Below are 17,797 nucleotides of genomic sequence, written 5' to 3'. Positions count from 1 at the left end.
GGCTATGACTGATTGAACAACCAGGCCATTGGCGAGCAGATAATCTCTTGAGTTTATCATACTCTCCGTAAGCGCATTGTCTGCGGTTGCGCTGTCATTCCGTCGTGTTATCATCAGGGCAGACCGGTTACATCCCCCTAACAAGTAAACCTGTCATTTTTCCGTTTCTGGCATCCTGCCGGTTACGTGAATTATCCAGGGCAAGTAAAGAGAAACACTATCATGACGGATAAATTGACCTCCCTTCGTCAGTTCACCACTGTCGTAGCTGACACCGGAGATATCGCGGCAATGAAGTTGTATCAGCCGCAGGATGCCACCACCAACCCTTCTCTGATCCTTAACGCCGCCCAGATCCCTGAATACCGCAAGCTGATCGACGACGCTGTTACCTGGGCGAAAGCGCAGAGCAACGACCGTGCGCAGCAGGTTGTGGATGCCACTGATAAACTGGCTGTTAACATCGGTCTGGAAATCCTGAAACTGGTTCCAGGTCGTATCTCTACTGAAGTTGATGCCCGCCTGTCCTACGACACCGAAGCGTCAATTACCAAAGCAAAACGTCTGATCAAACTGTACAACGATGCGGGTATCAGCAATGACCGTATCCTGATCAAACTGGCTTCTACCTGGCAGGGTATCCGTGCTGCCGAGCAGCTGGAAAAAGACGGTATCAACTGTAACCTGACTCTGCTGTTCTCCTTCGCGCAGGCGCGTGCATGTGCGGAAGCGGGCGTGTACCTGATCTCTCCGTTCGTGGGCCGTATTCTGGACTGGTACAAAGCCAACACCGACAAGAAAGAGTATGCCGCTGCTGAAGATCCGGGCGTGGTTTCTGTTTCTGAGATTTACGAATACTACAAACAGCACGGTTACGAGACCGTCGTTATGGGCGCAAGCTTCCGTAACGTTGGTGAGATTATCGAACTGGCTGGCTGTGACCGCCTGACCATCGCCCCTGCGCTGCTGAAAGAGCTGGCAGAGAGCGAAGGTGCCATTGAGCGTAAACTCTCTTACACCGGCGAAGTGAAAGCGCGTCCAGAGCGCATTACCGAGTCTGAGTTCCTGTGGCAGCACAACCAGGATCCAATGGCTGTAGACAAGCTGGCGGATGGTATCCGTAAGTTTGCCATCGACCAGGAAAAACTGGAAAAAATGATCGGCGATCTGCTGTAATCACTCTGCGTGACCGGGCTCCCGGTCACGCGTCTTCTTTTGTCTCCTGTCTGAATTCCTCCTCTGCGTGTATCATTCACTTCAATCAGTATTGTTTGAATGGAATGAATATGAATACCTTACGCATCGGCTTAGTCTCGATCTCTGACCGCGCCTCCAGCGGTGTTTATCAGGATAAAGGCCTGCCTGCGCTAGAAGCGTGGCTGGGCAGCGCACTGACGACCCCATTTGAAATAGAGACCCGGCTGATCCCCGACGAACAGGCCATCATCGAACAGACACTGTGCGAGCTGGTGGATGAGATGAGCTGCCACCTGGTATTAACCACCGGCGGCACCGGCCCTGCACGGCGCGACGTGACACCGGATGCCACCCTCGCCATCGCCGATCGCGAAATGCCGGGCTTCGGCGAGCAGATGCGACAAATTAGCCTGCACTTTGTGCCGACGGCTATTCTCTCTCGACAGGTTGGAGTGATTCGTAAGCAAGCACTGATCCTTAACCTGCCAGGCCAGCCAAAGTCGATTAAAGAGACGCTGGAAGGGGTAAAAGAGGAAGATGGAAAAGTGGTCGTCGCCGGTATTTTTGCAAGTGTACCGTATTGTATACAGCTGCTGGATGGTCCTTACGTCGAAACCGATCCGCAGGTGATAGCAGCTTTTCGTCCTAAAAGCGCGCGACGCGAAACAATCTCCTGAAATTAGTGCTTTTGTGACATAAGCTGCAGCGCTGATAGCGTGCGGTTGGTTTTTCGGTATAGTAATTTTTTCTTTACGATCGCTGTAAAAATAAATCAACAACACAGATAAACAGGTTCGCTATGTCACATTACACCCGGCCTCTGAATCGTCAGGATTATAAAACGCTTACGCTCGCTGCTTTAGGTGGCGCGCTGGAGTTTTACGACTTCATTATCTTCGTCTTTTTTGCGGCCGTGGTAGGAGAGCTCTTCTTCCCGGCTGATATCCCGGAATGGCTGCGTCAGGTTCAGACCTTCGGCATTTTTGCTGCAGGCTATCTGGCGCGTCCGTTGGGCGGCATTATCATGGCGCATTTTGGCGATCTGGTGGGGCGTAAGAAGATGTTTACGCTCAGTATTCTGTTGATGGCAGTACCGACGCTGGCGATCGGTCTGCTGCCGACCTATGCCTCAATGGGTATCGTTGCTCCGCTGTTGCTGCTGCTGATGCGCCTGCTGCAGGGTGCAGCCATCGGTGGCGAAGTCCCCGGCGCCTGGGTCTTTGTGGCGGAACACGTTCCGGCACGCCGCATTGGTATCGCCTGCGGAACCTTAACCGCCGGGTTAACCATAGGGATCCTGCTCGGCTCAGTGGTCGCTACCCTTATCAATACCAGCATGACGCAACAGGCTGTGCATGACTGGGGTTGGCGTATCCCGTTCCTGCTGGGCGGCGCATTTGGCCTGGTGGCGATGTATCTGCGCCGCTGGCTGCAAGAAACCCCCATCTTCCTGGAGATGCAGCAGCGTAAAGCGCTGGCGCAAGAGTTGCCGGTGAAGGCGGTAGTGGTACGTCATAAGCGAGCCGTCGTGGTCTCCATGCTGCTGACCTGGCTGCTCTCCGCCGGTATCGTGGTCGTGATCCTGATGTCGCCCGTCTGGCTGCAAAAACAGTATGGCTTCGCGCCGGCATTAACCCTGCAGGCCAACAGCATCGCCACGATTATGCTCTGCTTCGGTTGCCTGATTGCCGGCCTGGTGGTGGATCGTTTTGGCTCCAGCGTGACCTTTATTATCGGAAGCCTTTTGCTGGCCGGCGCCAGTTGGACTTTCTATCATCTGGCGGGAGCTCATCCAGAACAGCTGTTCCTGTTGTATGGCACGGTGGGGCTTTGCGTGGGTGTCGTGGGGGCAGTGCCCTACGTGATGGTTCGCGCCTTCCCGCCAGAGGTACGTTTCACCGGCATCTCATTCTCTTATAACGTCTCGTACGCTATCTTCGGTGGGTTAACCCCCATCGCCGTTACGCTGTTAATGGGCGTATCGCCGATGGCACCCGCCTGGTACGTACTGGCGCTCTCACTGATGGGATTGGGAATCGGTCTCTGGTTACGCGGTGAGCGCCATCAGCTGATGGCGCCTGCGCCGGTTAATGAGGGGTATAGCTCAAAATAATGTTGTCATCCGGAATCTGAGTGAAGCGCGTGATAAGCAGATGATAATCCGCCAGCGGATCCACATCGGCAAACAGCGTTGGGTAGAAAATTTTACTCAACGCTTCGATGGCAATGATGTTGTAGGGGTTGTTGTAGAAATGATGATACAGCGCCCCGGTATGGCCTTTCTCTACCGCCGGGATACTGCTAACCCCCTGTCGCGCCAGTAACGCCGTGAAGGCCGATTGCACCGTATTCGCCTGTACGTTGTAGCCAAACGGAATGATGGCGGTGCCTTTGCCCGGGCGTTTGGAGCCGGTCATCAGGTAGTAGTCAGGGTTCATTGAAATGATCTTTTCTACCGAGACTGTCCCCGTCGCGCCCGGCAGCAGGGCAGAACCGATATTTTCCCCACCCGCAGCCTCGACCAGGCCGCCCCAGCCGTTTCGCGCATGGGTAAAGCAGCAGCCGTTGTCGAGCCCCGCAACACCGGCTATGGGCTCAATAAATACCAGCGGTTTTTTCCCGGCTTTGGCCAGGCGTTGATGGATCTGGTCCAGGCGCTGTTGATAGAAGTCGACATAAGCCTGCGCCCGCTCGGGCTGGCCCAGCACCTTGCCTAACAGAGAAATGCTGGCGCGGGTGTTTTCAACGGGATGTAACTCGTAATCCACAAACACCACGGGCACATGCAGGGCCTCAAGCTGTGTTAAGACTCCACTCTGGGTCAGAGCGGGTTTGGCCCGCAGTTGGGCAATCATCAGATCCGGCTTACGCGATATGACAGTTTCCAGATCCACATTGCCCTGGTCGGAGAATTTCATGTCGAGGATGCGCTCAGCCTCCGGCCATTTGCGCTTCAAAACGTTCCAGGTTTCGGTGTCCTGTTTTTTAGGCAGATTGTTCCAGGCCACAACTTTGGCGAAGGGGTCTTTAGGTTCCAGCATTGCCAGGGTGAGGATATCCCGACCATCCTGCAATATGATGCGCTGCGGCTCCTGTGGAATGGTCACCGTGCGGTTATCAATATCTTTTACGGTAACGGGCCAGGTTTGTGCCAGCGCCAGTAGTGGCGAGAGCAGTAGCGCTACGCCAAGAAGTGCTTTCTTTATTGCCATGATTTCCCCCTGTCTGCAGATTCTAGTTATATCGTTAAACCATCCACTACCACGTGTGGCAGCCCTTGCGAACAATATTCCACCCGGCCTTCTACGCCATATACCGTCGCCAGATTGGCGGGCGTAACGACCTCGTCGGGCCTGCCGCTGGCAATGAGCGCGCCGTTTTTTAACATCGTGGCGTACTCGGCGTGGCGCAGCGCGATGTTGATGTCATGGATAACCACCAGGGTGACGATATTTCGCAGGCGCGTTTCCCGTGCGACGATATCCATGACGTGGAACTGATAATTGAGATCGAGAGCGCTTAAGGGTTCATCCAGCAGCAGCAGATCGGGCTGGCGGATCAGCGACTGCGCCAGACCAATCAGCTGTTTCTGTCCGCCGGAGAGTTGGTCGAGGAAGCTCATGGCCAGGTGAGCAACCCCCAGCTTGTCGAGGATCGCAAAGGCCTCTTGCTCGGCATTACCCTGCTGCTGATATCCGCTGGCGCGGCGCGCCACCATCACCGACTCCAGCGCGTGCAGATGCACTCCTGCAGGCAGCGACTGGGGCAGATAAACGACTTTTTGCGCGCGCTCAGCGCCCGACAAGTGCATCAGGTTTTCGCCGTTGAGTTCAATGCTGCCTTCGGCGGGATTAAGATCGGCCAGCGCGCGCAACAGCGTGGATTTGCCTGAGCCATTGGGCCCCAGCAGGGCAGTGATTTTGCCGCGCGGCAGAAGTGGGGTAGTGAGCCCCTCGATAATGTTCTTTTTACGGTAGCCCGTATGAAGATCGCGAATCAGCAGGCCGTCCATCACAGCGTACCCCGGTGGCGAATGATAATGCTCAGGAAGAAGGGTACGCCGACCAGCGAGGTGACAATGCCCACAGGAATGATGACGCCAGGGACGATATTTTTAGACATCACCGACGCCAGCGACAACACCAGCGCACCAATAAACATGCTGCCCGGCAGATAGAAACGGTGATCCTCGCCAAACATCATGCGTGAAATATGAGGGGCCACCAGGCCGATAAAGCCCACCGGGCCGACGAAGGCCACGGTCAACGCTGAAATGATGCTGATGCGCAGCAAGGTTGTCAGGCGTAGCTGACGGACGTTAATGCCAAAGCTCACGGCGCGATCTTCACCAAGGCGCAGGGCGGTGAGCTTCCAGGCGTTTTTCAATGACAGCGGCGCGACGACAAGCAGGACCAGTGTCAGGATGCCGAGCTTATCCCATGAAGCGCGGGCGAGGCTGCCCATGGTCCAGAAAACCAGCCCTTGTAACGTGTCTTCGCTGGCAACAAATTGCAAAATTGAGATCAGCGCATTGAAGGTAAAGACGAGGGCGATGCCGAAGAGCACCACCCCGGAGGTCGCCACGCGCGTCCAACGGCTAATCCCATCGAGAATAAAACAGGCCATCAGGGCAAAGACAAAGGCGTTGACTGAGATAAACCATTGATCCGGTACGCCGGGGATGCCAAGACCAAGCACGATTGCCAGCGCGGCGCCAAACGAGGCGGCCGACGACACGCCCAGCGTAAAGGGGCTGGCAAGGGGGTTATTCAGGATGGTCTGCATCTCTGCGCCCGCCAGTCCCAGCGCCATCCCGACGACGATCGCCATCAGGGCGAAAGGAAGTCGGATATCCCAGACGATAACGCGCGTACCTGCATCGGCGGCCTCGGCATGGAATAGCGTTTGCCAGAGCGTTGATACCGACATGCCCGAAGGGCCAAGGGTGAAATCAAGCAGCAGCGAGCAGAGTATAAATAGCAGAAGCACGCCCGCGAGTGCATAGCGGCGTAGTACCACCCGGCGATAGTGGGCGGCAACGGTCGTTTCGTCAGGCTTTACGGCGGCGGCAAGGCTGGAATTCATTGGATAACCTTAAGCAACTCAACAAAATCGTCTGTCTCCCACCTTCCTGTTGGTCGTGCTGCCTGATATCCATTATCCGGGAGATACCGGGGGAGGGTATGCAAAGTGATAATGCTTATCAATTCAATGATGGAGTTATTGCTCTTTCATTGATTAATTGTTTGGGTTTTGCTGGAAAAGTAAGCGGGAGAGGAGACGTGCCTGCGAGGGCAGGCACGTTAAAGAGCGGATTAGTGTTTTTCACCAATAGGCAGCACGGTACGACCAAACTGCTCATTCAGCACTTCGCCCATTGCCAGGTAGATAGCGCTTGCGCCACACACCAGGCCAACCCAGCCCGCGAAATGAACGATGTCTTCGTTATCCACGAGATGGCCGATTGCCAGCAGGGCAAACAGGACGGTCAGGCTCAGGAATACAAATTGCAACGCGCGGTTGCTGGTCAGCGTACCGAAGAACATGAACAGGGTGAAGACGCCCCACAGGCCCAGGTAGACACCCAGGAAGTGGCCGTTCGCCGCTTCTGTCAGACCCATTTTAGGCATCAGCAGAATTGCGACCAGCGTCAGCCAGAACGAACCGTAGGAGGTAAATGCCGTTAAACCGAAGGTATTGCCTTTCTTATATTCCAGCAGGCCCGCGAAGATTTGCGCGATACCGCCGTAAAAAATGCCCATCGCCAGGATAATGCCATCCATCGGGAAGAGCCCGATGTTATGCAGGTTCAGCAGGATGGTGGTCATGCCAAAACCCATCAGGCCCAGCGGAGCCGGATTAGCCAACTTAGTGTTGCCCATAAGTCCTCAAAAAAATCATCATTAATATGGTGAAATGGTGAATCCCGCGTCAATTCTCCCTGACGGGGCGCGGCATCATAATGGGCGCTATCGATGCCGTCTATGATCTGATCAGGGTGAAATTAAAATATTTTTTATCCTTCCCCCTTGATGGATGCCGTGGCGACCCCATCTTGTAGTCAACCGCAGTGAGTGGACCTGAAAAAAAACAGATCTGGGCAGTTGAAAAAGTACCTTCTGCCCTTATTACAGGTACACAACCACATGTTGATCGAATTTTTAGTGGAGACGTTTAGATGGGTAAAATTATTGGTATCGACCTGGGTACTACCAACTCTTGTGTAGCGATTATGGACGGCACTACTGCACGTGTGCTGGAGAACGCCGAGGGCGATCGCACCACGCCTTCTATCATTGCTTATACCCAGGATGGTGAAACTCTGGTTGGTCAGCCGGCTAAACGTCAGGCAGTGACAAACCCGCAAAACACCCTGTTTGCGATCAAACGCCTGATTGGCCGCCGCTTCCAGGACGAAGAAGTGCAACGTGACGTTTCCATCATGCCGTACAAAATCATTGCTGCCGATAACGGCGACGCATGGCTTGATGTGAAAGGCACCAAAACCGCACCACCGCAGATCTCTGCAGAAGTGCTGAAGAAAATGAAGAAAACGGCGGAAGATTACCTGGGCGAACCGGTAACTGAAGCAGTTATTACCGTTCCTGCATACTTCAACGATGCTCAGCGTCAGGCAACCAAAGATGCTGGCCGTATCGCAGGTCTGGAAGTTAAGCGTATCATCAACGAACCAACCGCGGCCGCACTGGCTTACGGTCTGGATAAAGAAGTTGGCAACCGTACTATCGCGGTTTACGACCTGGGTGGTGGTACCTTCGATATTTCTGTTATCGAAATCGACGAAGTTGATGGCGAAAAAACCTTCGAAGTTCTGGCAACCAACGGTGATACCCACCTGGGTGGTGAAGACTTCGATACCCGTCTGATCAACTACCTCGTTGACGAATTCAAGAAAGATCAGGGCATTGACCTGCGTAACGATCCGCTGGCGATGCAGCGCCTGAAAGAAGCCGCTGAGAAAGCGAAGATTGAACTCTCTTCCGCTCAGCAGACCGACGTGAACCTGCCGTACATCACTGCAGACGCGACCGGTCCTAAACACATGAACATCAAAGTGACCCGTGCGAAACTGGAAAGCCTGGTAGAAGACCTGGTTAACCGTTCTATCGAGCCGCTGAAAGTTGCACTGCAGGACGCTGGCCTGTCCGTGTCTGATATCCAGGACGTTATCCTGGTCGGTGGTCAGACTCGTATGCCAATGGTTCAGAAGAAAGTCGCTGAATTCTTTGGTAAAGAGCCGCGTAAAGACGTTAACCCGGACGAAGCCGTTGCTATCGGTGCTGCCGTTCAGGGTGGTGTATTGACTGGTGAAGTGAAAGACGTACTGCTGCTGGACGTTACCCCGCTCTCTCTGGGTATCGAAACCATGGGCGGCGTGATGACTGCGCTGATCAACAAAAACACCACCATCCCGACCAAGCACAGCCAGGTGTTCTCTACCGCGGAAGACAACCAGTCTGCGGTAACCATCCATGTGCTGCAGGGTGAGCGTAAACGTGCCGGCGATAACAAATCTCTGGGTCAGTTTAACCTCGATGGTATCAACCCGGCACCGCGCGGCATGCCGCAGATCGAAGTGACCTTCGATATCGATGCTGATGGTATCCTGCACGTTTCCGCGAAAGACAAAAACAGCGGTAAAGAGCAGAAGATCACCATCAAGGCCTCTTCAGGTCTGAATGAAGAAGAGATCCAGAAAATGGTTCAGGAAGCGGAAGCAAACGCCGAATCCGACCGTAAGTTTGAAGAGCTGGTACAGACCCGTAACCAGGGCGACCATCTGCTGCACAGCACCCGTAAGCAGGTTGAAGAAGCAGGCGAACAGCTGCCAGCTGACGACAAAACTGCAATCGAAGCGGCGCTGACTGCACTGCAAACGTCTCTGAAAGGCGAAGATAAAGCAGATATCGAAGCGAAGATGCAGGAGCTGGCGCAGGTTTCCCAGAAACTGATGGAAATCGCTCAGCAGCAACACGCTCAGCAGCAGGCTGGCGCGGGTGCTGACGCTTCCCAGAACAACGCAAAAGACGACGACGTTGTCGACGCTGAGTTCGAAGAAGTTAAAGACAAAAAATAATCGCCCTGATGCAGGGTAATTAACCGGCACGGGCGAAGAGGTTTCCTCTCCGCCCGTGCTTGCATATTAAGGGGCTTAAAAAAAACAATGGCAAAGCAAGACTATTACGAGATTTTAGGCGTTCCGAAAAGTGCGGAAGAGCGTGAAATCAAAAAGGCCTACAAGCGCCTGGCCATGAAGTTTCACCCGGACCGTAACCAGGGTGACAAAGAGGCCGAAGCGAAATTTAAAGAGATTAAAGAAGCGTATGAGATCCTGACCGACGCCCAAAAACGTGCTGCCTACGATCAGTATGGCCACGCCGCGTTTGAACAAGGCGGTGGGGGCGGATACGGCGGTGGCTTCGGCGGCGGCGGTGCGGACTTCAGCGATATCTTTGGCGACGTGTTTGGCGATATCTTTGGCGGCGGCCGTGGTCGTCAGCGCGCGGCGCGTGGCGCCGATCTGCGCTACAACATGGAGCTGTCTCTTGAAGAAGCCGTTCGCGGTGTGACTAAAGAGATCCGCATTCCGACTCTGGAAGAGTGCGACATCTGCCACGGCAGCGGTGCCAAAGCGGGTACGCAGCCGCAAACCTGTCCGACCTGTCACGGTTCCGGCCAGGTACAGATGCGTCAGGGCTTCTTCGCGGTACAGCAGGCGTGTCCACACTGTCATGGTCGCGGTACGCTGATTAAAGACCCTTGCAACAAGTGTCATGGCCACGGTCGCGTCGAGAAAACCAAAACGCTGTCGGTTAAAATCCCGGCAGGTGTGGATACGGGCGATCGTATCCGTCTGGCTGGCGAAGGCGAAGCGGGCGAGCACGGTGCACCGGCAGGCGATCTGTACGTTCAGGTTCAGGTGAAGCAGCACGCTATCTTTGAGCGTGAAGGCAATAACCTTTACTGCGAAGTGCCGATCAACTTCGCCATGGCTGCGCTGGGTGGTGAAATCGAAGTGCCGACGCTGGATGGGCGCGTGAACCTGAAAGTGCCAGGTGAAACTCAGACCGGCAAGCTGTTCCGTATGCGCGGTAAAGGCGTGAAATCTGTCCGCGGTGGTGCACAGGGTGACCTGCTGTGTCGCGTGGTAGTAGAGACCCCGGTCGGCCTGAACGATAAACAGAAACAGCTGCTGAAAGAGTTGCAGGAGAGCTTCGGCGGTCCGACGGGTGAAAAGAATAGCCCGCGTTCTAAAAGCTTCTTCGATGGCGTCAAAAAATTCTTTGATGACCTGACTCGCTAATCACTTAGCAGAAGCCTGTCTCTGAAAGCCCGGAAGCGATTCCGGGCTTTTTGTTTTTGCAGGGATTGCTCGGTAAAACTGAATGTATTGGCAATATATATCTGTTTTTACCGATATGTGTGGCTTGGTATTATGGTTTTATCGAGGTATTGTGGTAAGAGAGAACTTAAATGAAATTATTACAGCGTTTCTTTAATAGCGAAGCGTCCAGCGGCATCATTCTGATTATTGCCGCCGCGCTGGCAATGATGCTGGCGAACCTGAATGTCACCCAGAGCATGTATCACGCTTTTCTGGAAACCCCCGTCGAGCTAAAAGTCGGGGTTCTGGAGATCAATAAAAACATGCTGCTGTGGATTAACGACGCATTGATGGCGGTCTTCTTCCTGCTGGTGGGCCTGGAGGTGAAGCGCGAACTGGTACTGGGATCGTTGGCCAGCCGGCAGCGTGCAGCCTTTCCGGTGATTGCCGCCCTTGGCGGTATGGTGGTGCCAGCGTTGATTTACCTGGCGTTTAACTACCAGGATCCTGTAGCGCGTCACGGCTGGGCGATACCGGCTGCGACCGATATTGCGTTTGCCCTTGGGGTGCTGGCACTGCTCGGCAATCGCGTGCCCATGGCGCTTAAAATCTTCCTGATGGCGCTGGCGATCATCGATGATCTGGGCGCGATTATAATCATCGCACTGTTCTACACCAGCGATCTGTCGATGCTCTCTCTGGGCGTCGCGGCGGCCGCGATTGCGGTACTGGCACTTTTGAATATCTGTAACGTGCGTCGGGTGGGCATCTATGTGCTGGTGGGCATGGTCTTATGGACGGCGGTACTGAAATCGGGGGTCCATGCGACCCTGGCCGGGGTCATCGTCGGTTTCTTCGTCCCCCTGAAGCAGCAGGAGGGTAAATCTCCGGCGAAACAGCTCGAGCATGTTTTACACCCGTGGGTCGCCTTTTTGATCCTGCCGCTGTTTGCTTTTGCGAACGCGGGGGTATCGCTGGACGGTGTGACGCTGGCGGGCCTGACCTCCATGCTGCCGCTGGGGATCATCGCCGGGCTGTTTATTGGTAAGCCGCTGGGGATTAGCCTGTTCTGCTGGCTGGCGCTGAAACTGAAGCTGGCATCGCTGCCGCACGGCACCACCGGTCGACAAATTATGGCGGTCGGCGTGCTATGTGGTATCGGCTTTACGATGTCGATTTTCATTTCGACGCTGGCGTTTGGCTCGCATGCCCCGGAGCTTATCGTCTGGGCTAAGCTGGGCATTTTAACAGGCTCGTTGTTGGCCGCGTTTGTGGGCTACACCTTACTGAAGATGAAACTACCGGAGCAGCAGCATCCGGCCTAAAGAGAATCGGGGGAGGGCAAGGGTGCCCTCCCGTCAAAATTAGCAGGGAGAGAAGCACGCATGTCTCATATTAATTACAACCATCTGTACTACTTCTGGCACGTCTATAAAGAGGGCTCGGTGGTAGGGGCTGCTGAGGCGCTCTATCTCACGCCCCAGACCATTACCGGGCAGATCAAAGCGCTTGAAGAACGCCTGCAAGGCAAACTCTTTAAGCGTAAAGGGCGGGGCATTGAACCAAGCGAACTGGGCGAGCTGGTGTTCCGCTACGCCGATAAAATGTTCACCCTGAGCCAGGAGATGCTGGATATCGTTAACTACCGCAAAGAGTCGAACTTGCTCTTCGATGTGGGGGTGGCGGATGCGCTCTCAAAACGGTTGGTGAGCGGCGTGCTGGATGCGGCGGTGGTGGCAGACGAGCAAATTCACTTGCGCTGTTTTGAATCGACACACGAGATGCTGCTGGAGCAACTGAGCCAGCATAAGCTGGATATTATTATCTCCGACTGCCCCATTGATTCCACGCAGCAGGAAGGGCTGTTCTCGGTAAAAATCGGCGAATGCGGTGTCAGTTTCTGGTGCATCAATCCTCCGCCGGAAAAACCCTTCCCCGCCTGTCTTGAAGAGCGTCGCCTGCTGGTGCCAGGTCGTCGTTCTATGTTAGGACGCAAGCTGCTGAACTGGTTTACCTCACAGGGGCTTAATGTTGAGATTCTGGGGGAGTTTGATGATGCCGCACTAATGAAAGCTTTCGGCGAGGCGCACAACGCTATCTTCGTGGCACCGACGCTTTATGCACACGATCTCTATACCGACGACAGAGTGACCGAGATTGGCAGAGTGGACAATGTGATGGAAGAGTACCACGCCATTTTTGCTGAACGAATGATCCAGCACCCGGCGGTGCAGCGCATCTGTAATCAGAACTACGCGTCGCTGTTTACGCCACCCGTGCGCTAAGGGCATAAAAAAACCCGCGTTAAGCGGGTTCTTTTAAAACAAGCAACAACAAGCGGCGATTAAGCCAGTTTGTTGATCTGCGCGGTCAGGTTTGCTTTATGACGCGCTGCTTTGTTTTTGTGGATCAGACCTTTAGCAGCCTGACGATCCACGATTGGTTGCATTTCGTTAAATGCTTTCAGTGCAGCAGCTTTGTCGCCTGCTTCGATAGCTGCGTATACTTTCTTGATGAAAGTACGCATCATAGAGCGACGGCTTGCATTGTGCTTACGAGCCTTTTCAGACTGAACGGCACGTTTCTTAGCTGATTTGATATTAGCCAAGGTCCAACTCCCAAATATGATCTATGTGGACAATTCAAAGGCCGAGGAATATGACCTCTTAGCCTTCTTTTGTCAATGGATTTGTGCAAATAAGCGCCGTTAGTGTGACAACGCTCGTTACGTATTGATGGCGCAGGATTCTACCAGCTTGTGAGGGCTGAATACAGCTTTTCGGCACAAAAAACGTCTAACACAGGCAGATTTTTTCGCTTTGAAAGGCAAGCGTGATGAAATCATTACGGCTTTCTCTTTTACGGCGACAATCGCCGGTTAACCTTAATCGCTGTACAAGGTATACTCGGGCGATTTTCACTGTTTTGAGCCAGTCATGAAGCTGATACGCGGCATACATAATCTCAGTCAGGCCCCGCACGGGTGTGTGCTGACTATTGGTAATTTCGACGGCGTGCATCGTGGGCATCAGGCGCTGTTGCAAGGATTACGCGAAGAGGGGCGGGCGCGTGGCCTGCCGGTAGTGGTCATGATATTTGAACCACAACCGCTGGAGCTGTTTGCCAGCGAAAAAGCCCCTGCGCGTCTGACTCGCCTGCGCGAGAAATTGCGCTATCTGGCGCAATGCGGCGTCGACTACGTGCTGTGCGTGCGTTTTGACAGACGTTTTGCCGCACTGACGGCGCAAAATTTTGTTGGCGACCTGTTGGTGAAGCGACTTGGCGTACAGTTTCTCGCCGTGGGTGATGATTTCCGCTTTGGCGCTGGTCGTCAGGGGGATTTCTTGCTATTACAGAAGGCTGGCCTCGAGTACGGCTTTGACGTGACCAGCACGCAAACTTTCTGTGAAGGCGGAGTGCGCGTCAGCAGCACGGCTGTGCGGCAAGCGCTGGCGGAAGATAAACTCGACGCGGCAGAGAACCTGCTAGGGCGTCCGTTTACTATTTCCGGACGCGTTGTGCATGGTGATGAGCTGGGCCGCACCATTGGTTTTCCGACGGCGAACTTACCGCTGCGTCGTCAGGTCTCCCCGGTAAAAGGGGTCTATGCGGTTGAAGTGACAGGACTGGGCGATAAGCCCTTGCCGGGCGTGGCCAATATTGGCACCCGTCCGACAGTTGCTGGCGTACGCCAGCAACTGGAAGTGCATCTGCTGGACGTTGTAATGGACCTCTACGGTCGCCATATAGATGTAATCCTGCGTAAAAAAATACGCAATGAGCAGCGATTCGCTTCGCTTGATGAGTTGAAAGCGCAAATCGCGAGAGATGAGTTAACGGCCCGGGAATTTTTTGGGCTTTCAAACCCGGCGTAACGCCTGAGTGATAAATACGGAACCGAGAATCTGATGAGTGACTATAAATCAACCCTGAATTTGCCGGAAACAGGGTTCCCAATGCGCGGCGATCTCGCCAAGCGCGAACCGGGAATGCTGGCGCGTTGGACCGATGATGACCTGTACGGCATCATCCGTGCAGCCAAGAAAGGCAAAAAAACCTTCATTCTGCATGATGGCCCTCCATATGCGAATGGCAGCATTCATATTGGTCACTCTGTAAACAAGATTCTGAAAGACATTATCGTGAAGTCCAAAGGACTTGCGGGATATGACTCGCCTTACGTACCGGGCTGGGACTGCCATGGTCTGCCAATCGAGCTGAAAGTAGAGCAGGAATACGGCAAGCCGGGTGAGAAGTTCACCGCGGCCGAGTTCCGTGCAAAATGCCGCGAATACGCAGCACAGCAGGTTGATGGTCAGCGTAAAGACTTTATCCGTCTGGGCGTGCTGGGCGACTGGTCGCACCCGTACCTGACCATGGATTTCAAAACCGAAGCCAACATCATCCGTGCGCTGGGCAAAATCATCGGTAACGGCCACCTGCATAAAGGCGCGAAGCCGGTGCACTGGTGCGTGGATTGCCGTTCTGCGCTGGCAGAAGCGGAAGTTGAGTATTACGACAAAACCTCGCCATCTATCGACGTTGCTTTCGAAGCGGTCGATCAGGATGCAGTCAAAGGTAAATTCGGTCTGCCTGGCGTAAATGGCCCGATCTCTCTGGTGATCTGGACCACCACCCCGTGGACCCTGCCAGCCAACCGTGCAATTTCCCTCTCCAGCGAGTTTGAATACGCGCTGGTGCAGATTGAAGGCCGCGCGGTTATCCTGGCGAAAGATCTGGTCGAGAGCGTACTGAAACGCGCGAACATCACCGACTACAGCATTCTGGGCACCGTCAAAGGTGACGCCCTGGAGCTGATGCGCTTTAAACACCCGTTCCTTGACTTCGACGTTCCGGCCATCCTGGGTGACCACGTGACGCTGGACGCGGGTACCGGTGCGGTTCACACCGCCGGTGGCCACGGTCCTGACGACTACAACATCAGCCTGAAATACGGTCTGGAAATCGCGAACCCAGTGGGTCCGGACGGCTCTTACCTGCCAGGCACTTACCCGGCGCTGGACGGTATCAACGTCTTTAAAGCGAATGACATTATCGTCAATATGCTGCGCGACAGCGGCGCGCTGCTGCACGTTGAGAAAATGCAGCACAGCTATCCGTGCTGCTGGCGTCACAAATCACCGATCATTTTCCGTGCGACCCCGCAGTGGTTCATCAGCATGGATCAGAAAGGTCTGCGCGCGCAGTCGCTGAAAGAGATCAAAGGCGTGCAGTGGATCCCGGACTGGGGCCAGGCGCGTATCGAATCCATGGTGGCTAACCGTCCTGACTGGTGTATCTCCCGTCAGCGTACCTGGGGCGTGCCGATGTCCCTGTTCGTCCATAAAGAGACGCAAGAGCTGCATCCGAACTCGCTGGAGCTGATGGAAGAAGTGGCGAAGCGCGTCGAAGTTGACGGCATTCAGGCGTGGTGGGATCTCGACGCCCGCGACATCCTGGGCGCGGACGCAGACAACTACGAGAAAGTGCCCGACACCCTGGACGTGTGGTTTGACTCCGGTTCTACCCACTCTTCCGTCGTGGATGTGCGCCCTGAGTTTGCCGGTCACGCCGCCGATATGTATCTGGAAGGGTCTGACCAACACCGCGGCTGGTTCATGTCATCGCTGATGATCTCCACCGCCATGAAAGGTAAAGCGCCATACCGCCAGGTACTGACCCACGGTTTCACTGTCGATGGTCAGGGCCGTAAGATGTCCAAATCTATCGGCAACACCGTTTCTCCGCAGGACGTGATGAACAAACTGGGCGCGGACATTCTGCGTCTGTGGGTGGCTTCAACCGACTACACCGGTGAAATGGCCGTTTCTGATGAAATCCTGAAACGTGCCGCCGACAGCTATCGTCGTATCCGTAACACCGCGCGCTTCCTGCTGGCGAACCTTAACGGGTTTGATCCGGCAAAAGACATGGTGAAACCGGAAGAGATGGTTGTGCTGGACCGCTGGGCGGTAGGCTGCGCCAAAGCGGCGCAGGAAGACATCGTAAAAGCTTACGAGTCTTACGACTTCCACGAAGTGGTGCAGCGCCTGATGCGCTTCTGCTCCATCGAAATGGGCTCGTTCTACCTCGACATCATCAAAGACCGTCAGTACACCGCGAAAGCGGACAGCGTGGCGCGTCGTAGCTGCCAGACCGCGCTTTATCACATTGCAGAAGCGCTGGTACGCTGGATGGCACCGATCATGTCCTTCACCGCAGATGAAATCTGGGGCTACCTGCCGGGCGATCGCGAGAAGTATGTCTTCACCGGTGAGTGGTATGAAGGTCTGTTTGATCTCTCCAGCACTGAAGCGATGAACCATACTTACTGGGACGCGCTGCTGAAAGTGCGTGGCGAAGTGAACAAGGTGATTGAGCAGGCGCGTGCTGACAAGAAAGTTGGCGGTTCACTGGAAGCGGCAGTCACCCTGTACGCGGAACCTGAGCTGGCGGCAAAACTGACGGCGCTGGGCGATGAATTGCGATTTGTCCTGTTGACCTCCGGTGCGAAAGTTGCGGATTATGCTGACGCTTCTGCTGATGCTCAGCAGAGTGAACTGCTCAAAGGACTGAAAGTCGCGCTGAGCAAAGCCGACGGTGAGAAGTGCCCGCGCTGCTGGCACTACACCACCGATGTTGGCCAGGTGGCGGAACACGCAGATATCTGCGGACGCTGTGTCAGCAACGTCGCCGGTGATGGCGAAAAACGTAAGTTTGCCTGATGAGTAAATCTCTGAGTTCAACGGGACTGCGCTGGCTGTGGCTGGTCGTGGTTGTGCTGATTATCGATTTGGGTAGCAAGTTCCTGATCCTCCAGAATTTCGCTCTGGGGGATACGGTCCCGCTGTTCCCGTCGCTTAATCTGCATTATGCGCGCAACTACGGTGCGGCTTTTAGCTTCCTCGCCGACAGCGGCGGCTGGCAGCGCTGGTTCTTTGCGGGTATCGCTTTCGGTATCTGTGTGGTGCTGGCAGTGCTGATGTACCGCGCTAAAGCGACGCAGAAGCTTAACAATATCGCTTACGCGCTGATCATTGGCGGCGCGCTGGGCAACCTGTTTGATCGTCTGTGGCACGGCTTTGTGGTCGATATGATCGACTTCTATGTCGGCAACTGGCACTTCGCCACCTTTAACCTGGCCGATAGCGCGATTTGCGTAGGCGCGGTGTTAATCGTGCTGGAAGGCTTCTTGCCGAAACCGGCCGCAAAAGAGCAGGCGTAACATACTCGCCCGGTGACGTAGCGTCACCG

At 54.7% G+C, this 17,797-nt stretch carries 15 protein-coding genes and 1 pseudogene; 11 read left to right on the top strand and 5 right to left on the bottom strand.

The window, feature by feature from the left end:
* Positions 1-222: 222 nt before the first annotated feature.
* The 3 genes from tal to WFN75_RS13195 all read left to right on the top strand — a co-directional run bounded on the left by tal (position 223) and on the right by WFN75_RS13195 (position 3,310).
* Complete coding sequence (tal, locus tag WFN75_RS13205) at positions 223-1,176, top strand: transaldolase (RefSeq protein WP_040077242.1); 954 nt, start codon at positions 223-225, stop codon at positions 1,174-1,176.
* 110 nt (positions 1,177-1,286) lie between these two features.
* On the top strand, positions 1,287-1,874 hold the full coding sequence (gene mog, locus WFN75_RS13200; protein WP_040077241.1) for a molybdopterin adenylyltransferase: 588 nt from the start codon (positions 1,287-1,289) through the stop codon (positions 1,872-1,874).
* A 122-nt stretch (positions 1,875-1,996) separates the two neighbouring features.
* Complete coding sequence (locus WFN75_RS13195; protein ID WP_336996299.1) at positions 1,997-3,310, top strand: MFS transporter; 1,314 nt, start codon at positions 1,997-1,999, stop codon at positions 3,308-3,310.
* Here WFN75_RS13195 and WFN75_RS13190 read toward each other — a convergent pair.
* The 4 genes from WFN75_RS13190 to satP form a co-directional block, all read right to left on the bottom strand.
* Entirely contained in the window at positions 3,285-4,409 is a 1,125-nt protein-coding gene (locus WFN75_RS13190) for an ABC transporter substrate-binding protein (protein WP_052953265.1), read from the bottom strand. The two genes, WFN75_RS13195 and WFN75_RS13190, sit on opposite strands and share 26 nt — an antisense overlap.
* A 26-nt stretch (positions 4,410-4,435) precedes the next feature.
* Positions 4,436-5,212: an ABC transporter ATP-binding protein gene (locus tag WFN75_RS13185; protein WP_414671880.1), complete on the bottom strand. Its 777-nt coding sequence runs from the start codon at positions 5,210-5,212 to the stop codon at positions 4,436-4,438.
* Positions 5,209-6,282, bottom strand: coding sequence for a FecCD family ABC transporter permease (locus WFN75_RS13180; protein WP_336996298.1), 1,074 nt, complete (start codon positions 6,280-6,282; stop codon positions 5,209-5,211). The genes WFN75_RS13185 and WFN75_RS13180 overlap by 4 nt, the downstream gene beginning before the upstream one ends.
* A gap of 230 nt (positions 6,283-6,512) precedes the next feature.
* Complete coding sequence (gene satP / locus WFN75_RS13175; protein WP_336996297.1) at positions 6,513-7,079, bottom strand: acetate uptake transporter; 567 nt, start codon at positions 7,077-7,079, stop codon at positions 6,513-6,515.
* Positions 7,080-7,375: 296 nt separating this feature from the next.
* Here satP and dnaK point away from each other — a divergent pair, with 296 nt between their 5' ends.
* The 4 genes from dnaK to nhaR all read left to right on the top strand — a co-directional run bounded on the left by dnaK (position 7,376) and on the right by nhaR (position 12,828).
* On the top strand, positions 7,376-9,295 hold the full coding sequence (gene dnaK / locus WFN75_RS13170) for a molecular chaperone DnaK (protein WP_040077235.1): 1,920 nt from the start codon (positions 7,376-7,378) through the stop codon (positions 9,293-9,295).
* An 87-nt stretch (positions 9,296-9,382) separates the two neighbouring features.
* Entirely contained in the window at positions 9,383-10,522 is a 1,140-nt protein-coding gene (gene dnaJ, locus WFN75_RS13165; protein WP_046885021.1) for a molecular chaperone DnaJ, read from the top strand.
* Between the two features lie 170 nt (positions 10,523-10,692).
* Complete coding sequence (gene nhaA, locus WFN75_RS13160; RefSeq protein ID WP_046885020.1) at positions 10,693-11,868, top strand: Na+/H+ antiporter NhaA; 1,176 nt, start codon at positions 10,693-10,695, stop codon at positions 11,866-11,868.
* A gap of 60 nt (positions 11,869-11,928) precedes the next feature.
* On the top strand, positions 11,929-12,828 hold the full coding sequence (gene nhaR, locus WFN75_RS13155) for a transcriptional activator NhaR (RefSeq protein ID WP_040077230.1): 900 nt from the start codon (positions 11,929-11,931) through the stop codon (positions 12,826-12,828).
* 59 nt (positions 12,829-12,887) lie between these two features.
* Here the strand turns inward: nhaR and rpsT are convergent, their stop codons facing one another.
* Positions 12,888-13,151, bottom strand: a complete 264-nt coding sequence (gene rpsT / locus WFN75_RS13150) for a 30S ribosomal protein S20 (RefSeq protein WP_001518655.1) — start codon at positions 13,149-13,151, stop codon at positions 12,888-12,890.
* A 123-nt stretch (positions 13,152-13,274) separates the two neighbouring features.
* Here rpsT and WFN75_RS13145 point away from each other — a divergent pair.
* The 4 genes and pseudogenes from WFN75_RS13145 to lspA all read left to right on the top strand — a co-directional run bounded on the left by WFN75_RS13145 (position 13,275) and on the right by lspA (position 17,768).
* Positions 13,275-13,472 (top strand): annotated as a pseudogene (locus WFN75_RS13145) (DUF2575 domain-containing protein).
* A 7-nt stretch (positions 13,473-13,479) separates the two neighbouring features.
* The gene (gene ribF / locus WFN75_RS13140) at positions 13,480-14,418 is read left to right on the top strand and encodes a bifunctional riboflavin kinase/FAD synthetase (protein WP_046885018.1); all 939 of its coding nucleotides are present in this window, start codon (positions 13,480-13,482) and stop codon (positions 14,416-14,418) included.
* Between the two features lie 33 nt (positions 14,419-14,451).
* The gene (gene ileS / locus WFN75_RS13135; RefSeq protein ID WP_263616186.1) at positions 14,452-17,268 is read left to right on the top strand and encodes an isoleucine--tRNA ligase; all 2,817 of its coding nucleotides are present in this window, start codon (positions 14,452-14,454) and stop codon (positions 17,266-17,268) included.
* On the top strand, positions 17,268-17,768 hold the full coding sequence (lspA, locus tag WFN75_RS13130) for a signal peptidase II (protein WP_046885016.1): 501 nt from the start codon (positions 17,268-17,270) through the stop codon (positions 17,766-17,768). The genes ileS and lspA overlap by 1 nt, the downstream gene beginning before the upstream one ends.
* The last annotated feature ends 29 nt before the right edge of the window (positions 17,769-17,797 follow it).

This window comes from Leclercia sp. UBA7405 (genome assembly GCF_037152215.1).
Taxonomy (GTDB): domain Bacteria; phylum Pseudomonadota; class Gammaproteobacteria; order Enterobacterales; family Enterobacteriaceae; genus Enterobacter; species Enterobacter pneumoniae.
The sequence above is the reverse complement of the archived record's forward strand: the minus strand, read 5'-3'. Positions and strand labels throughout refer to the sequence as shown.